Raw genomic sequence first — 14,162 nt, 5'->3', positions numbered from 1 at the left:
GTGACGCGGTTTTCCGATCAGATCATGCTCAAATAGAGATCACCTCAAGCAACAACAGGGAGAAGCACAATGGCAAAAGGCTACTGGATCGGGCGCGTCGATGTGAGCAGTGACGAGGGCTACAAGCCCTATGCCGTCGCCAACGGTCCAATCTTCAAGAAATGGGGCGGTCGCTTCGTCGTGCGTGCCGGCAAGTTCACCACCGTCGAGGGCGCCAGCCGCACCCGCAACGTCGTCATCGAATTCCCGGACTACGAAACCGCCCTGGCCTGCTACAACTCACCGGAATACCAGGCCAACATCAAGGTGCGCCAGCCGCACTCGGTCGCCGACCTCATCATCATCGAGGGCTATGACGGCCCGCAGCCGTCGGACGGTTGAGGCGCGACCTCGGCCTGTATGGCTCGAGACGCCGGCCTGCGGCCGGCTCCTCACCATGAGGTCTGATATCCTGCCGCGACACGAGACCTCATCCTGAGGGCCCGCCGCAGGCGAGCCTGCCTGATCCCCTCGGTTGCCGGAACTGGCTCCCCCCGCTAAAACGGCCTCCGAAGAGGATCATACCATGTCCGACATGCGCTTGATTGTTGCTGGGGCCGGCGGCCGGATGGGGCGCGCGCTGGTGCGGGCGATCGCCGAGAGCAAAGGTGCGGTGCTGGCCGGCGCGCTGGAGGCGCCGGGCTCCGAGCTGCTCGGCAAGGATGCCGGCGTGCTCGCGGGGCTGCCCGCCAACGGCATCACGCTTTCCGGCGATCTCTGGGCGATGTCGAAGGAGGCCGACGGCATCCTCGATTTCACCGTGCCCGCGGCGACCATCGCCAATGTCGCGATCGCGGCCGAGCGCGGTATCGTGCATGTCGTGGGCACCACGGGGCTGTCGGGCTCCGACAACGCCGTGATCAAGAGTGTCACCAGTCGTGCCGTCGTGGTGCAATCCGGCAATATGAGCCTGGGCGTCAATCTGCTCGCCGCCGTGGTCAAGCGCGTCGCCAGGGCGCTCGACGAGAGCTTCGATATCGAGATCGTCGAAACCCATCACCGCATGAAGATCGACGCGCCCTCGGGCACCGCGCTGATGCTGGGCCAGGCCGCCGCCAGCGGTCGCGGCGTCGCCCTCGATGACCATTCCGAGCGCGGCCGTGACGGCATCACCGGTGCGCGTCGGCCGGGCAATATCGGTTTCGCCTCGTTGCGCGGCGGCACCGTCGCCGGCGACCACAGCGTGACCTTCCTCGGCCCGTTCGAGCGCCTGACGCTGTCGCATCAGGCCGAGGACCGCATGCTGTTCGCCCATGGCGCTCTGAAGGCGGCACTGTGGGCGCATGGCAAGAAGCCGGGCCACTACTCCATGGCCGACGTGCTCGGCCTTGCCGATATCTAGTCGACAATCAGCAACGGAAAGCAGTCAATGAGCGAACGTCTTCTCGTGCTCGTGCGCCACGGCCAGAGCGAATGGAATCTGAAGAACCTGTTCACGGGTTGGAAGGACCCTGATCTCACCGAGCTCGGCGTGAAGGAAGCGACCGACGCCGGCCGCAAGCTGAAGGCACAGGGTCTTCAGTTCGACGTCGCCTACACCTCCGTGCTCACGCGCGCGCAACACACGCTGGATATCATCCTCAGCGAGCTCGGCCAGACCGGCCTGCCGACTTCGAAGAACCTCGCGCTGAACGAGCGCGACTATGGCGATCTCTCCGGCCTCAACAAGGACGATGCCCGCAAGAAATGGGGTGAGGACCAGGTGCTGATCTGGCGTCGCTCCTACGACGTGCCGCCGCCCGGCGGCGAAAGCCTGAAAGACACGCTCGCGCGCGCGTTGCCCTATTACGTGCAGGAGATCCTGCCCGGCGTGCTCAACGGCAAACGTACGCTGGTCGCCGCCCACGGCAATTCGCTGCGCGCGCTGATCATGGTGCTGGAAAAGCTATCGCCTGAAGGCATTCTGAAGCGCGAGCTCGCGACGGGTGTGCCGATCATCTACCGCCTCAACGCCGATTCGACCGTGGCCTCGAAGCTGGATCTGGCGGGCTGAGGACAGTCCCGTTGGGTGGGTTAGACAGCGTCTGCGCGAAGCGCAGTCGCTGGCGTAACCCAACATCTCTGCCGCCGCGGAAGCATAAGAGGTGGGTTACGCCTACGGCTAACCCACCCTACGAATTCCGCTACTGCACCCCCAGCTGCCCGGCTTCCCAGCCCAGCATCGCCTGCTTGCGGGTGATCCCCCAGTGATAGCCGGTGAGCGTACCGCTCTTGCCGAGTGCGCGGTGGCAGGGCACGACAAAAGAGACCGGGTTCTTGCCGACCGCCGCGCCGACGGCGCGTGAGGCCTTCGGGCTGTTGATGTTGCAGGCGATGTCGGAATAGGACACTGCGCGCCCCATCGGGATTTTCAGCAGCGTCTCCCACACCCGCACCTCGAAGTCGGTGCCGATCATCACCACGCGCAACGGCTGGTCCGGCCGCCAGAGTTTCGTGTCGAAGATCCGGGCCGCGAGCGGCGCCGTGCCCTCGTGGTCCTCGACGTAAGTTGCGTTCGGCCAGCGCCGCGTCATGTCGGCGAGCGCGACCTTCTCCTCGCCGTGGTCCGCGAAGGCAAGGCCCGACAGGCCGCGATCGGTGGCGATCACGATCGCCGTGCCGAACGGCGAAGGGTGGAAGCCGTAGCGCAAGGTGAGGCCGGCGCCGCCGTTCTTCCATTCGCCCGGCGACATCGCCTCATGCGTGACGAAGAGATCGTGCAGCCGCCCCGGGCCTGACAGGCCGGAGTCGAGCGCGGCATCGAGAATGCTCGCGGAGTCTCGCAGCAAGCCCTTGGCGTGATCGAGCGTCAGCGCCTGCATGAAGGCCTTCGGCGTGATGGAGGCCCAGCGGCGGAACAGATGGTGCAGCTCATCCGGCGTGACGCCGGCCGCATCCGCCATCGCCTCGATGGTCGGCTGCGCGCGCCAGTTCTCCGAGATGAAGGCGATCGCCCGGCGTACCGAATCATAGTCGCGCAGCGCGGCGTGCTGGGGGCCCGGCTTGGTCAGGCGCTGGTCATGTATGGCGAGTGTCATCATGACCGGAAATGTAGGGGAGGGACGGGCGCGAAACCACCCGATTTCCGACGTGAGATCAGCGAAGCGGATTGTAGGTCGGGCCGCGCTTGGCGGCATTGAGTGCCTCAACCAAGCCTTTGTAAAAGCTGGACTTTTCCTCTGGCCCCAAGAAGCGCGCAATCTGGATCTGGCGGCCGCGCGCGATCAGATAGAGATGCTCGATGCCGAAGTCCTCGTCGACCTCCATGTCGAGGCGGACCCAGAGCGGATTGAACGTCCATTCGGCGACCTGGCCGCGATGGCTGATCCGCCGCACCCGCAGTTCGGACGGGGTCACCACGATTTCCTCGCGGGCGCGCGCGGCGCGGAAATTGGCCTTGAAGGCCCACCAGATCACCAGCACGTCGAGCCCGAAGAAGCCGAACACCGGCCACGCCCCCATCATCAGGAAAGCGAGGCCGGCGACGAAGCTGACCACGCTCACGAACAGCATCAAGGCGAGGAAGCCGGTGCGGTTCAGGGAGCGGTGTGGCGTCAGCAGCGCAGAGAAGATCTGCACGTCGCGCGGGTCTTGGGAATCGCTGCGCTCTATTTCGTTGCCTGTGGTCATCGTCCCTCAGTATATCCCGATCATGGCGAAAATCACCCGCAAGCCCGCCCCGCGCAAAGCGGCGGTGCCGAATAAAAAGGCAAAGCCGGTCGCGGCCAAACCGAAAGCGCCTGCGAAGAAATCGCTCAAAGCTGCAAAACCCTGGACGCCGGCCGAGGTCCGCGAGGTCTTCACCCGTTTCCGCAAGGCCAACCCGGAGCCGAAGGGCGAGCTCGAGCACGTCAATCCATTCACGCTGCTGGTTGCCGTGGTGCTGTCGGCGCAGGCGACCGATGCCGGCGTCAACAAGACCACGCGCGCCTTGTTCGAAATCGCCGACACCCCGCAGAAGATGCTCGATCTCGGCGAGGAGCGCCTGCGCGAGTACATCAAGACGATCGGCCTCTATCGCACCAAGGCGAAGAACGTCATCGCGCTGTCGGCAAAGGTGCTGAGCGAATTCGGCGGCGAGGTGCCGCGCACGCGCGCCGAGATCGAGTCATTGCCCGGCGCCGGTCGCAAGACCGCCAACGTCGTGCTCAACATGGCCTTCGGCGAGCACACCATGGCCGTCGACACGCACGTGTTCCGGGTCGGCAACCGCACGGGGCTTGCGCCCGGCAAGACGCCGCTCGAGGTGGAGCTCGGTCTCGAAAAGGTGATCCCGGCGGAGTTCATGCTGCATGCCCATCATTGGCTGATTTTGCACGGCCGCTACACTTGCCTCGCGCGCAAGCCGCGCTGCGAGGTCTGCCTGATCAACGATCTCTGCCGGTGGCCGGAGAAGACGGTGTGAGATCGCGGTGAGTTCGTTTGAGGTTCAGTCGTGAGTCAACAAGAGCAAGTTCCATCGTCGCCTCCCGCCGCAGCGCCTGCCCCACCACCGAAGCCGACGCAGCGCCCCGCCACCTCGCTCTGGAGCCGGCTCGCGATCCCGCTGTTTGCCGTCGTCGTTGCGCTCGCGTTCGTCGCGCTGGCGACGTTGCGCTTCGACGAATGGGTCGGCAATGCCGTGATCCAGACCACCAATGACGCCTATGTGCGCGCCGAGCTGACGCGGCTGTCGAGCCGCGTCTCGGGCGAAGTGCTCACCGTAGGGGTCACCGATTTCCAGCGCGTCAAGGCCGGCGATCTCCTGATCCAGATCGATCCCGCCGATTACGAGGCGCAAGTCGCGCAGGCCGAAGCCGCCGTCGTCGCGGCGCAGGCCGCGCTCGCGACAATCTCGCCAACCAGATCGAGCTGCAATATGCGACGATCGCGCAGGCCCAGGCTGCCCGCCTCTCTGCGGAAGCCATGGAAGTGGAGGCGCGACAGGAGCAGGAGCGCCAGCAATCCCTGTCGCAGACCGAATCCGGCACGCGTCAGCGCCTCGAGCAGGCAGTGGCCGCTTACGCCAAGGCGCAGGCCGACGTGCGCGCGAGCCGCGCCGTGATCGCGGCCCAGCAGCATCAGCTCGAGGTCCTGCAAGGCACCAGGAAGCAGCGCGCCGCCGATGTCGCGGCGGCCAAGGCGACGCTGGCGGGCGCGAAGCTCAAGCTTGGCTACACGAAGATCACCGCGCCGTTCGACGGCGTTGTCGGCGAGCGCCAGGTGCAGCCCGGCGATTACGTCAATATCGGCACCAACCTCATCAACGTGGTGCCGCTGCCCAAGGTCTATGTGATCGCGAACTACAAGGAGACCCAGCTCACGCATGTTGCACCGGGCCAGCCGGTCGAGATCACGGTCGACAGTTTTCCGCGCGAGACGCTGCGCGGCAGGGTCGCGCGCATTGCGCCGGCGACGGGCGCACAGGTGGCGCTGCTGCCGCCCGACAACGCAACGGGCAATTTCACAAAGGTCGTGCAGCGCATTCCGGTGCGGATCCAGTTCGACGATGGCCAACCGCTGCTGGCGCGCCTCGTGCCGGGCATGTCGGTCGTCACCAGCATCGACACCAAGGGCGCAAATGGCGGAAAATGACGATGCCGATCGCGGGCCGGTCTCGCGCGGCGGCGTCGCGCCGCAGCCCATGTTCGCCGTCGCGGCGGTGCTGCTCGGCTCGTTCCTCGCCAATTTCGACAGCCGGCTGACCACGGTCGGACTGCCCGACCTGCGCGGCGCATTCTCGCTCGGCTTCGACGAGGGCGCCTGGCTCTCGACCGCCGGCATCGGCTCGCAGATCTTCATCGCGCCTGCGGTGGCCTGGCTCGCCACGGTGTTCGGCCTGCGCCGCGTCCTCGGCATCCCCAGCCTCGTCTATGCCGCCGTCTCGTTCGTCATTCCCTTCGTGCACGACTACACGACGTTGCTCGTGCTCAGCGTCGTGCACGGCCTCCTGCTCGGCACCTTCGTGCCGGCGACGCTGATGATCGTGTTCCGCAATCTGCCGATCCGCTGGTGGCTGCCGGCAATCTCGATCTATTCGATCCGCGTCGGCTTCGCGTTGGACACATCGACCTCGCTGGTCGGCTTTTATGTCGACCATCTCGGCTGGCAATGGCTGTACTGGCAGGGCGTGGTGATCGCGCCCTTGATGGGCCTGATGGTCTATCTTGGCACGCCGAACGAGCCGGTGAACCGCGCGCTGCTGCGCGAGGCCGATTGGGGCGGCATGCTGCTGCTCGGCGCCTCGGTCTCGATGATCTATGCCGGGCTCGACCAGGGCAACCGGCTGGACTGGCTCGGCTCCGGCACGGTGATGGCACTGCTCGCAGCGGGCGCGGTGCTGTTTCTGGCCTTCCTCGTCAACGAATCGCTGGTCAGGCAGCCTTGGGCGCATGTGAACGTGCTGTTCTCGCGCAACATCGGCTTCGGCCTGGTCCTGATCCTGCTCTACACGCTGACCAGCCTGTCCAATGCGTCGCTGGTGCCGAACTTCCTCGCCACCATCGCGCTGCTCAGGCCCGAGCAGAGCGGCATGCTGCTGCTGACCTATGGCGCCTTGCCGATGTTCGTGCTGGTGCCGGTCTCGATCTGGCTACTGCGGCATTTCGATACGCGGACGGTGGTCGTCATGGGCTTTGCCTGCTTCGCCGCGGCCAATCTCTGGGGTACGCAACTCACCCACGCCTGGGCGCGCGAGGATTTCGCCGGCATCGTGCTGCTCCAGGCGATAGGGCAGTCGCTGACGCTATTGCCGCTGATCATCACGCTGCTGTCCAACTCCGATCCGAGCCGTGCCACCTCCTTTGCCGCCTATATCCAGATCATGCGGCTCGGCGGCGCCGAGATCGGCGTGGCGCTGATGGGCACCTGGCTGCGCGTGCGCGAGCAGGTCCATTCCTTCTATCTCGGCCAGAACCTTGCAGTCGGCGATGCCGATGTGGTGCAGAGACTGAAGCAGCTCGCCGATCACTTCGCCGTTCACGGCACGGGATCGGCGCAGCCGCGCGCGGTCGGCACGCTAGCGGGCATCGTTCAGCGCGAGGCCAATGTGCTCGCCTATATCGACGGCTTCTGGCTGTGCTTCTGGCTGGCGATAGCCGCGCTCGCAATCGTCGCGCTGGTGACCCGCGCGCCGACGGGCCCATTCACGCCCGCGCCGTTCGGCTTCGCCAGGATGCTGCTGCGCAAATGCGGACTAACGGTGACGTACGCGTCACCGCATCTGCCGCGCCGGCTCGATCAGCTCGGGCCGCGGGCCTGACAGCCGCTTGTGCATGTGGACCATGAAGGCCATGGCGAAGATCGGCGTCGCCAGATTGACGATCGGGATCGAGACGAAGGCGGCGATGAACAGGCCGGCGGTGAAGATGGTGGCGGCGTTGTCGCGCCGCATCGCCTTGGCCTCTTGCGGCGAGCGAAAGCGCATCGCCGCGAGCTCGAAATATTCGCGGCCGAGCAGCCAGGCGGTGGCGAGGAAGAAGATCAGGAAGCCTGCGCCGGCGAACAACACCAGCGGCAACGCGATCAGATAGATCAGGATGGTCAGGAGCGCGGTCTTTATGCCTTCGAAGATCGCCTGGTTGAACGGCAGCGCCGTGCCCGGCCGCTCGGCCGGATAATGCTCACGCTCGACGATGTCGGCGACGTCGTCGACGAACAGGCTGGCCACCAGCGAGGTGATTGCCGGCATCAGGAAGACGCCGCCGAACACGACCCCGAAGCCCGCCGCGATCGAGACGATCCAGGAGAGGATTTCGATCGATGTATGCCAGCCCGGCCCGAGCAGACCCTCCAGCCAGACCTCACCAGAGGTCGCAAACCAGCTGAGCAGCCGCTGCAAGCCGATCGCCAGCACGGTGATCAGCACGAGCGCAAGCCCGATCGAGCGCCACAGGATCGAGCGCATCGGCGGCGAGATCATTTGCGACAGCGCCTTCACGGCGGCATCCAGCATTGGGGGGTCCTTTCACGAAACGACCCGCGAGAAGTAGAGATGCACGGCGGTTTCGGCAAGGGAGGGCCCAAGGCACGGCTGTGTCCCGGACGCTGCGCGGCATGAAATGACGCGCTGCTGGGCCGGGACCCGGGAGCTCGCCGCGAGATGGGCCGGGGCTCTGCGGCGCACCGCCCGAGTGGCGCTGCGCTGCGTCCGGGGCACGCAAGCTACCCGTGCCGATGCCCGGGTTTCCGCGCCTTCGCCTGCTTGCCTTCCCCGGTCGGGATCATCACCACGCGGCCATAGCGCACGCCGCGTTCGGCGATGATGTGGTCGGCGAAATGCCGGACTTCGGCGGCATCGCCTCGCAGCGCCGTCATCTCCATGCAATTGTTGTCGTCGAGATGGACGTGCAGGGTCGCGAGCGCGAGGTCGTGATGGCCGTGGAATTCCTGCACCAGGCGTTTCGACAGATCGCGGGCGGCATGATCGTAGACATACACCAGGCCGGCGACGCAGGGGCCGGTCTGGGCGGTCCCCTCGGTGCTCTGCTGCAGGCCGGCGCGGGCGAGATCGCGGATGATCTCGGAGCGGTTCTGATAGCCGCGCGCTTCCGCGGCCGCGTCGATCTCCGCCAGGAGATCGTCCTCGATCGTGATCGTAATCCGCTGCATCAGACCTTCCCCGCGTCGCGCTTGTGTCCCATGAACCGTAGCCCGAATGGCGCGAATGCTCCATCCGGGCTGCCAGCTCATTCATAACTTCGTCGCACGCAGCCGCAGCGCATTCCCGACCACGCTCACCGAGGACAGCGCCATCGCCGCCGCGGCGATGATCGGCGACAGCAGCAGGCCGAAGGCCGGATAGAGGATGCCGGCCGCGATCGGAATGCCGGCGGCATTGTAGATGAAGGCAAAGAACAGGTTTTGGCGGATATTGCTCATGGTCGCCTGCGACAGTTTACGTGCCCGGGCGATGCCGATGAGATCGCCCTTGAGCAGCGTCACGCCCGCGCTTTCCATCGCGACGTCCGTGCCGGTGCCCATGGCGATGCCGACTTCGGCGGCGGCCAGCGCCGGTGCGTCGTTGACGCCGTCGCCGGCCATCGCGACGATGCGGCCGGCCTTCTGCAGCTTGGTCACCACCGCGCTCTTCTGATCCGGCAGCACCTCTGCCTCGACCTCGGCGATGCCGAGCCGGCGCGCCACCGCTTCTGCCGTGGTGCGGTTGTCGCCGGTCAGCATGATCACCTTGATGCCTTCGGCAGCCAGCGCCTTCAGCGCCTCTGGCGTCGAGGCCTTGACCGGATCGGCGATCGCGAACAGGCCGGCAAGTCGGCCATCCACGGCCATGTTGATCACCGTGGCGCCGTCGCCGCGAAGCCGCTCGGCCTCGGCGTCGAGCGCCGTCGTGTCGATCCCGATCGAGGCGAGATATCTGGCATTGCCGAGCGCGACGGTTTTGCCGTCGACCTTGCCGGTGGCGCCCTTGCCGGTCGGCGAGTCGAACTGCTCGACCTGGCCGAGGACGAGCTGCTTCTCCTTGGCCGCACGCACGATCGCGTCAGCCAAAGGATGTTCGCTGGCGCGCTCGACGCTGGCCGCAAGCCGAAGGATGTCGTCTTCCGCAAGGCCGGCCGCCGGCACGATCGCGACCACCTTGGGCTTGCCCTCGGTCAGCGTTCCCGTCTTGTCGACCACCAGCGTGTCGATCTTCTCCATCCGCTCCAGCGCCTCGGCGTTCTTGATCAGCACGCCTCCTTGCGCACCGCGGCCGACGCCGACCATGATCGACATCGGGGTCGCGAGCCCCAGCGCACAGGGGCAGGCGATGATCAGCACGCTGACGGCGGCGACGAGACCGAAGGCGAGCCGCGGCTCCGGACCGAACCACGACCAGGCCGCAAAGGCGGCGATGGCGACGACGATGACGGCGGGCACGAACCAGCCCGCGACCTGGTCGGCGAGCCGCTGAATCGGCGCGCGCGAGCGCTGCGCGTCCGCGACCATCTGCACGATCTGCGACAGCAGCGTCTCGCGTCCGACCTTGTCGGCGCGCATGATGAAGCTGCCCGACTGGTTCAGCGTGCCCGCGATGACTTTCGCACCGGTTTCCTTGGTGACCGGCATGGATTCCCCGGTGACCAGGGATTCGTCGAGCGAGGAGCGCCCCTCCAGGATGACGCCGTCGACCGGCACCTTCTCGCCGGGACGAACGCGCAAGCGATCGCCGGCATGAAGCGCATCGATCTCGACCTCATGCTCGCTGCCATCGGCATCGACGCGGCGCGCGGTCTTCGGGGCGAGCTGCAACAGCGCCCTGATCGCGCCCGAGGTCGCGTCACGGGCGCGCAGCTCCAGCACCTGACCGAGCAGCACCAACACGATGATCACCGCCGCCGCCTCGAAATAGACGGCGACCGCGCCTTCATGGCCGCGGAAGGTGGCAGGAAAAATCTGCGGCGCGAGGGTGCCGATGATGCTGTAGACATAGGCAACACCGGTGCCCATCGCGATCAGCGTGAACATGTTGAGGTTGCGCGTCAGCAGCGATTGCCAACCGCGAACGAAGAACGGCCAGCCGGCCCACAGCACCACGGGTGTGGCGAAGACGAGCTGGATCCAGTTCGATAGCGTCTGATCGATCCAGTTGTGCGAGCCTGCGAGATGGCCGCCCATCTCCAGCACCACGGCCGGCAGCGCAAGTGCGCCGCCGATCCAGAACCGCCGCGTCATGTCGGCAAGCTCGGGATTGGGACCGGTTTCCAGGCTCGCCACCTCCGGCTCCAGCGCCATGCCGCAGATCGGGCAGCTGCCGGGTCCGACCTGGCGGATCTGGGGGTGCATCGGGCAGGTGTAGATCGTGCCGGCGGGCATCTCCGGCGCGGGCGCCTTGTCCTCGGCGAGATATTTTGCGGGATCGGCGGCGAACTTGGTGCGGCAGCCGGCCGAGCAGAAATGGAAGGTTTCGCCGTGATGGTCAAACCGGTGCTTCGAGGTCGCGGGATCGACGTTCATGCCGCAGACGGGGTCCAGGACCTTGGCCGCGCCAGCACCATGGTCATGCGCGTGATGATGGGCGTGGCCGGCGTGATCGCCGTGCCCGCCGCAACAGGAGGCCTCCGCCGGCTTGGCCGCCGGCGCAGCCTTGCTGGAACAGCCGCATCCGGAATGGGTTTCCGGCTCGTGATGGTGCCCGTGTTCGGCGTCTTTCATGGCGGCGCTCCGGCCTTGCAATATATACCCTACGGGGGTATATAGGCCTCATGCGCGAAGACATCAAGGCATCTGTCGGAAAACGCCTCGGCCGGATCGAGGGCCAGGTTCGCGGCCTCTCGAAAATGGTAGAGGAAGACCGCTACTGCATCGACATCGTGACGCAGATCTCGGCGGTGCGCGCCGCGCTGCGCCGGGTCGAGGAGGAGGTCCTGAAGGACCACGTTGCCCATTGCGTCGAGCACGCGATTGCGAGCGGCGACAAGGCGGATCAGCGCGAGAAGATCGCGGAGCTGATGGCGGTGATTGGAAGGGCGGAGCGGTAGTTCTCAGCGTCGCTGCGCTTCTCGCAACGACGGTTGTTGAGCCGACGTCCCGCACCACTCAGGCGTCGTCCCGGCGAACGCAGGGACGACGGTGACGCTTACGCCGCGATCTCGCACTTGGCTCTGCGACGCCACGCGCGGTACATCGCGAGCTCGTTCAGGTGCACAAAATGCTCGGAAAAATTGCTGGGCATCTCCGCAGGCTGCGCCGTCACTTCTTCAGTCGGATTCTCACCCGACGCCTCTTCGTCAATCGCCTCAGGAACGAGCGGCGGCGCACGGAGCGTTTCTGGAAACACACTGAATGTGCCCGCTACCTCCTCGAGCGGCTTCTGCTTGTCGGCCCAGTGCAGGGCGGTGTAGTCGAAACCGTGCACGATGGTGGGTTTGACGACTTCGAAATAGGGCGAGATGTCGAAGTCGCGGGGCATGTAGAGCGAGGAATCGCGGATGTGTAGGATCTCGCGGCGGGCGGCGCGGCTGCCGGCCTTGGTGATCTTGGGCAGGATCGGGTAACGCACGGCATCGAACGCCTGCGCGATCAGCGCCGAGCAGATGATCTTGGTCGGATCGCCCGAGCCGAGCGCGATCATGCGCCGCCGCCAGCGCTGCGGCACCGGCAGCGGAAACAGGAAGCGCATGAGATCGACGATGTTCTTGGTGTCATACCCGAAGCCGATGCGGTTGATCGCATAGCGACAGACCGTGGTGCGGTCCTCATAGGACAGTCCGACCGGGCGGCAGAGGCGAGTGTGATAGGGGAAATATTTCGAAAGCGGCGCCGACGTGACGCCCTCGCCGATATTGGCTTCGATCAGCACATGCGGCTCGCCGTCCGGCTCCTCCGCGCCCTCGATCGGACCGACATAGAGCGCGGCATGCGACCAGGTCGACTGCGTCAGATATTTGATGATGCCGGAGATGCGGTTGTTGCCCTCGACCAGCAGCACGTCACCGGGCTCGACGACGCCGCGCAGGTGCTCCGGGTCGCTCGGCGTGAACGGCTCATAGCCGGGCACCTCCTTGGAGAGGTACGCGGCAATCAGCTTGCCGACAGAATCTAGGACCGTCCCCATTTCAGACTCCCCCCACGGCCTTTTCCGGCCGTCTTTTTCCCTTCTCTATCATGGTCGAAACGTGTTGCAATTCGGTTCATCACTCCGTGAGGTCAAGCACGATTGATTCACCATGATGGTTGCTGTGCAACATCAGATGCGGCAAGGTTCGCTGACTGTTCCCGTTCGCCGCAAGTCCTCGGAAACCATGACATGACAATCACGCGCCGCGGTTTCCTTTCGGCGTCGGCGGTCCTTGCCGCGATGCCGGTCCTGCGGGCATCCGCCGCGCCGCTGCCGCGCGAGGCTGACATCGCGGTGATCGGAGCGGGGGCGGCCGGCATCGCTGCGGCGCGGCGTATCATGGCCACGGGCCGCAAGGTCATCGTGGTGGAGGCGGCGCCCCAGATCGGCGGCCGCTGCATCACCGACAGCACCACCTTCGACACGCCGTTCGACCGCGGTGCGCGCTGGATGCACAATCCCGACACCAATCCGATGATCCGGCTGGCGCGTAGCGCGGGGCTCGACGTGCTGCCGGCGCCGTCGGGCCAGAAGATGCGCATCGGCCGCCGCAACGCGCGCGCCGGCGAGACCGAGCAATTCCTGGCTGCGCTGGTGCGGGCCAACCGTGCCATCGACGAGGCCGCGCGGGCCAAGCTGGACAGCTCTTGCGCGTCCGTGCTGCCGAAGGATCTCGGCGACTGGGCGGGCGCGGCCGAGTTCATGCTGGGCGCGGGCTTCGCCGGCAAGGACCTGAAGGAGCTGTCCGCGATCGACAAGGGACGCGCGCAGGATCGCAACGCGGCGATCGCCTGCCGTCAGGGCTTGGGCACGCTGATCACGAAGCTCGGCGAGCAGGCGCCGGTGGCGCTGTCGACGCCGGCGAGCCGTATCGCCTGGAGCAACCGCGACGTCAGCGTGGAGACGCAGGCCGGCAAGATTGCCGCGCGCGCGGTCATCGTCACGGTCTCGACCAATGTGCTGATATCAGGCGCGATCAAGTTCACGCCCGACATCCCCAAGCGCACGCTGGATGCGGCGTCGAAACTCGGCCTCGGCAGCTACGATCGTATCATGCTGCAATTGCCGGGCAATCCGCTCGGTCTGTCGCGCGACGATATCCTGATCGAGCAGAGCAATTCGACGCGCACGGCGCTCATGTTCGCCAATATCGGGGGCTCCTCGCTCTGCTCCATCGACGTCGGCGGCGCGTTCGGCCGCGATCTCTCCGAGCAGGGCGAAAAGGCGATGGCGTCCTTCGCCAGGGAATGGATCGCGAAATTGTTCGGCAGCGAGGCCGCTTCCGCCGTGCAGAAGACCAGCGCCACGCGCTGGAATGCGTCGCCTTTCGTGATGGGCGCCATGTCGGCGGCCTCCCCCGGCGGTCAACTCTCGCGAAGGGTCTTGGCGGAGCCGATAGGCAATGTGTTTTTCGCCGGCGAGGCCACCCATGAGACGCTGTGGGGCACTGTCGATGGCGCCTGGGAAAGCGGCGAACGAGCCGCGGATGCGGCCCTGCGCAAGATCGGCGCGCTCAAGGATGATCCGGCGGATGTACCGACGCAGTCGACGAAGAAGCGTAGGGCGCCGCGGCAATAGGGCAACTAAGTCGCCAAAACACTCCGCTGTC

At 66.0% G+C, this 14,162-nt stretch carries 13 protein-coding genes and 1 pseudogene; 8 read left to right on the top strand and 6 right to left on the bottom strand.

Going from position 1 to position 14,162, the window contains the following annotated elements:
* Nucleotides 1-69: 69 nt before the first annotated feature.
* The 3 genes from ACFDR6_RS06010 to ACFDR6_RS06000 all read left to right on the top strand — a co-directional run bounded on the left by ACFDR6_RS06010 (nt 70) and on the right by ACFDR6_RS06000 (nt 2,032).
* A complete protein-coding gene (locus ACFDR6_RS06010) occupies nt 70-381 on the top strand; it encodes a DUF1330 domain-containing protein (RefSeq protein WP_212082993.1) in 312 nt (103 codons plus the stop codon).
* 184 nt (nt 382-565) lie between these two features.
* Entirely contained in the window at nt 566-1,381 is an 816-nt protein-coding gene (dapB, locus tag ACFDR6_RS06005; RefSeq protein ID WP_212082996.1) for a 4-hydroxy-tetrahydrodipicolinate reductase, read from the top strand.
* Nucleotides 1,382-1,408: 27 nt separating this feature from the next.
* Entirely contained in the window at nt 1,409-2,032 is a 624-nt protein-coding gene (locus ACFDR6_RS06000) for a 2,3-bisphosphoglycerate-dependent phosphoglycerate mutase (RefSeq protein WP_212083011.1), read from the top strand.
* Nucleotides 2,033-2,162: 130 nt separating this feature from the next.
* On the opposite strand, the gene ACFDR6_RS05995 is transcribed toward ACFDR6_RS06000, so the two are convergent.
* On the bottom strand, nt 2,163-3,059 hold the full coding sequence (locus tag ACFDR6_RS05995; RefSeq protein WP_317241736.1) for a bifunctional helix-turn-helix domain-containing protein/methylated-DNA--[protein]-cysteine S-methyltransferase: 897 nt from the start codon (nt 3,057-3,059) through the stop codon (nt 2,163-2,165).
* A 55-nt stretch (nt 3,060-3,114) separates the two neighbouring features.
* Entirely contained in the window at nt 3,115-3,648 is a 534-nt protein-coding gene (locus tag ACFDR6_RS05990) for a DUF2244 domain-containing protein (RefSeq protein ID WP_375857742.1), read from the bottom strand.
* Nucleotides 3,649-3,670: 22 nt separating this feature from the next.
* Here ACFDR6_RS05990 and nth point away from each other — a divergent pair, with 22 nt between their 5' ends.
* The 3 genes and pseudogenes from nth (at nt 3,671) to ACFDR6_RS05975 (ending at nt 7,258) form a co-directional block, all read left to right on the top strand.
* Complete coding sequence (nth, locus tag ACFDR6_RS05985; protein ID WP_375857741.1) at nt 3,671-4,423, top strand: endonuclease III; 753 nt, start codon at nt 3,671-3,673, stop codon at nt 4,421-4,423.
* A 30-nt stretch (nt 4,424-4,453) separates the two neighbouring features.
* A pseudogene (locus ACFDR6_RS05980) lies at nt 4,454-5,592 on the top strand (HlyD family secretion protein).
* Entirely contained in the window at nt 5,579-7,258 is a 1,680-nt protein-coding gene (locus ACFDR6_RS05975) for an MFS transporter (protein ID WP_375857740.1), read from the top strand. The pseudogene ACFDR6_RS05980 and the gene ACFDR6_RS05975 overlap by 14 nt, the downstream one beginning before the upstream one ends.
* Here ACFDR6_RS05975 and ACFDR6_RS05970 read toward each other — a convergent pair.
* The 3 genes from ACFDR6_RS05970 to ACFDR6_RS05960 form a co-directional block, all read right to left on the bottom strand.
* Complete coding sequence (locus tag ACFDR6_RS05970; protein ID WP_375857739.1) at nt 7,211-7,951, bottom strand: sulfate transporter family protein; 741 nt, start codon at nt 7,949-7,951, stop codon at nt 7,211-7,213. The genes ACFDR6_RS05975 and ACFDR6_RS05970 overlap by 48 nt on opposite strands.
* A 209-nt stretch (nt 7,952-8,160) precedes the next feature.
* Nucleotides 8,161-8,607 (bottom strand): nickel-responsive transcriptional regulator NikR, encoded by a 447-nt coding sequence (nikR, locus tag ACFDR6_RS05965; RefSeq protein WP_317241730.1) that lies wholly within the window; start codon nt 8,605-8,607, stop codon nt 8,161-8,163.
* An 81-nt stretch (nt 8,608-8,688) separates the two neighbouring features.
* Complete coding sequence (locus ACFDR6_RS05960) at nt 8,689-11,148, bottom strand: heavy metal translocating P-type ATPase (protein ID WP_375857738.1); 2,460 nt, start codon at nt 11,146-11,148, stop codon at nt 8,689-8,691.
* A 50-nt stretch (nt 11,149-11,198) separates the two neighbouring features.
* Here ACFDR6_RS05960 and ACFDR6_RS05955 point away from each other — a divergent pair, with 50 nt between their 5' ends.
* Nucleotides 11,199-11,474, top strand: a complete 276-nt coding sequence (locus ACFDR6_RS05955) for a metal-sensitive transcriptional regulator (RefSeq protein WP_212083052.1) — start codon at nt 11,199-11,201, stop codon at nt 11,472-11,474.
* Between the two features lie 98 nt (nt 11,475-11,572).
* Here the strand turns inward: ACFDR6_RS05955 and ACFDR6_RS05950 are convergent, their stop codons facing one another.
* On the bottom strand, nt 11,573-12,550 hold the full coding sequence (locus ACFDR6_RS05950; RefSeq protein WP_212083055.1) for a YiiX/YebB-like N1pC/P60 family cysteine hydrolase: 978 nt from the start codon (nt 12,548-12,550) through the stop codon (nt 11,573-11,575).
* Nucleotides 12,551-12,742: 192 nt separating this feature from the next.
* Between ACFDR6_RS05950 and ACFDR6_RS05945 the strand changes: the two genes are divergently transcribed.
* Nucleotides 12,743-14,131 (top strand): flavin monoamine oxidase family protein, encoded by a 1,389-nt coding sequence (locus ACFDR6_RS05945; protein WP_375857737.1) that lies wholly within the window; start codon nt 12,743-12,745, stop codon nt 14,129-14,131.
* The last annotated feature ends 31 nt before the right edge of the window (nt 14,132-14,162 follow it).

It is taken from the genome of Bradyrhizobium tunisiense (assembly GCF_042263385.1).
GTDB classification, from domain to species: Bacteria; Pseudomonadota; Alphaproteobacteria; order Rhizobiales; family Xanthobacteraceae; genus Bradyrhizobium; species Bradyrhizobium tunisiense.
Note: the sequence above shows the minus strand (reverse complement) of the source record. Positions and strands in the feature narration are given on the sequence as shown.

Bases quoted from the DNA above. Each gene is read 5' to 3' on its own strand.
- ACFDR6_RS06010 (WP_212082993.1), top strand. From the start codon at position 70: ATGGCAAAAGGCTACTGGATCGGGCGCGTCGATGTGAGCAGTGACGAG.
- dapB (WP_212082996.1), top strand. From the start codon at position 566: ATGTCCGACATGCGCTTGATTGTTGCTGGGGCCGGCGGCCGGATGGGG.
- ACFDR6_RS06000 (WP_212083011.1), top strand. From the start codon at position 1,409: ATGAGCGAACGTCTTCTCGTGCTCGTGCGCCACGGCCAGAGCGAATGG.
- ACFDR6_RS05995 (WP_317241736.1), bottom strand. From the start codon at position 3,059: ATGATGACACTCGCCATACATGACCAGCGCCTGACCAAGCCGGGCCCC.
- ACFDR6_RS05990 (WP_375857742.1), bottom strand. From the start codon at position 3,648: ATGACCACAGGCAACGAAATAGAGCGCAGCGATTCCCAAGACCCGCGC.
- nth (WP_375857741.1), top strand. From the start codon at position 3,671: ATGGCGAAAATCACCCGCAAGCCCGCCCCGCGCAAAGCGGCGGTGCCG.
- ACFDR6_RS05975 (WP_375857740.1), top strand. From the start codon at position 5,579: ATGGCGGAAAATGACGATGCCGATCGCGGGCCGGTCTCGCGCGGCGGC.
- ACFDR6_RS05970 (WP_375857739.1), bottom strand. From the start codon at position 7,951: ATGCTGGATGCCGCCGTGAAGGCGCTGTCGCAAATGATCTCGCCGCCG.
- nikR (WP_317241730.1), bottom strand. From the start codon at position 8,607: ATGCAGCGGATTACGATCACGATCGAGGACGATCTCCTGGCGGAGATC.
- ACFDR6_RS05960 (WP_375857738.1), bottom strand. From the start codon at position 11,148: ATGAAAGACGCCGAACACGGGCACCATCACGAGCCGGAAACCCATTCC.
- ACFDR6_RS05955 (WP_212083052.1), top strand. From the start codon at position 11,199: ATGCGCGAAGACATCAAGGCATCTGTCGGAAAACGCCTCGGCCGGATC.
- ACFDR6_RS05950 (WP_212083055.1), bottom strand. From the start codon at position 12,550: ATGGGGACGGTCCTAGATTCTGTCGGCAAGCTGATTGCCGCGTACCTC.
- ACFDR6_RS05945 (WP_375857737.1), top strand. From the start codon at position 12,743: ATGACAATCACGCGCCGCGGTTTCCTTTCGGCGTCGGCGGTCCTTGCC.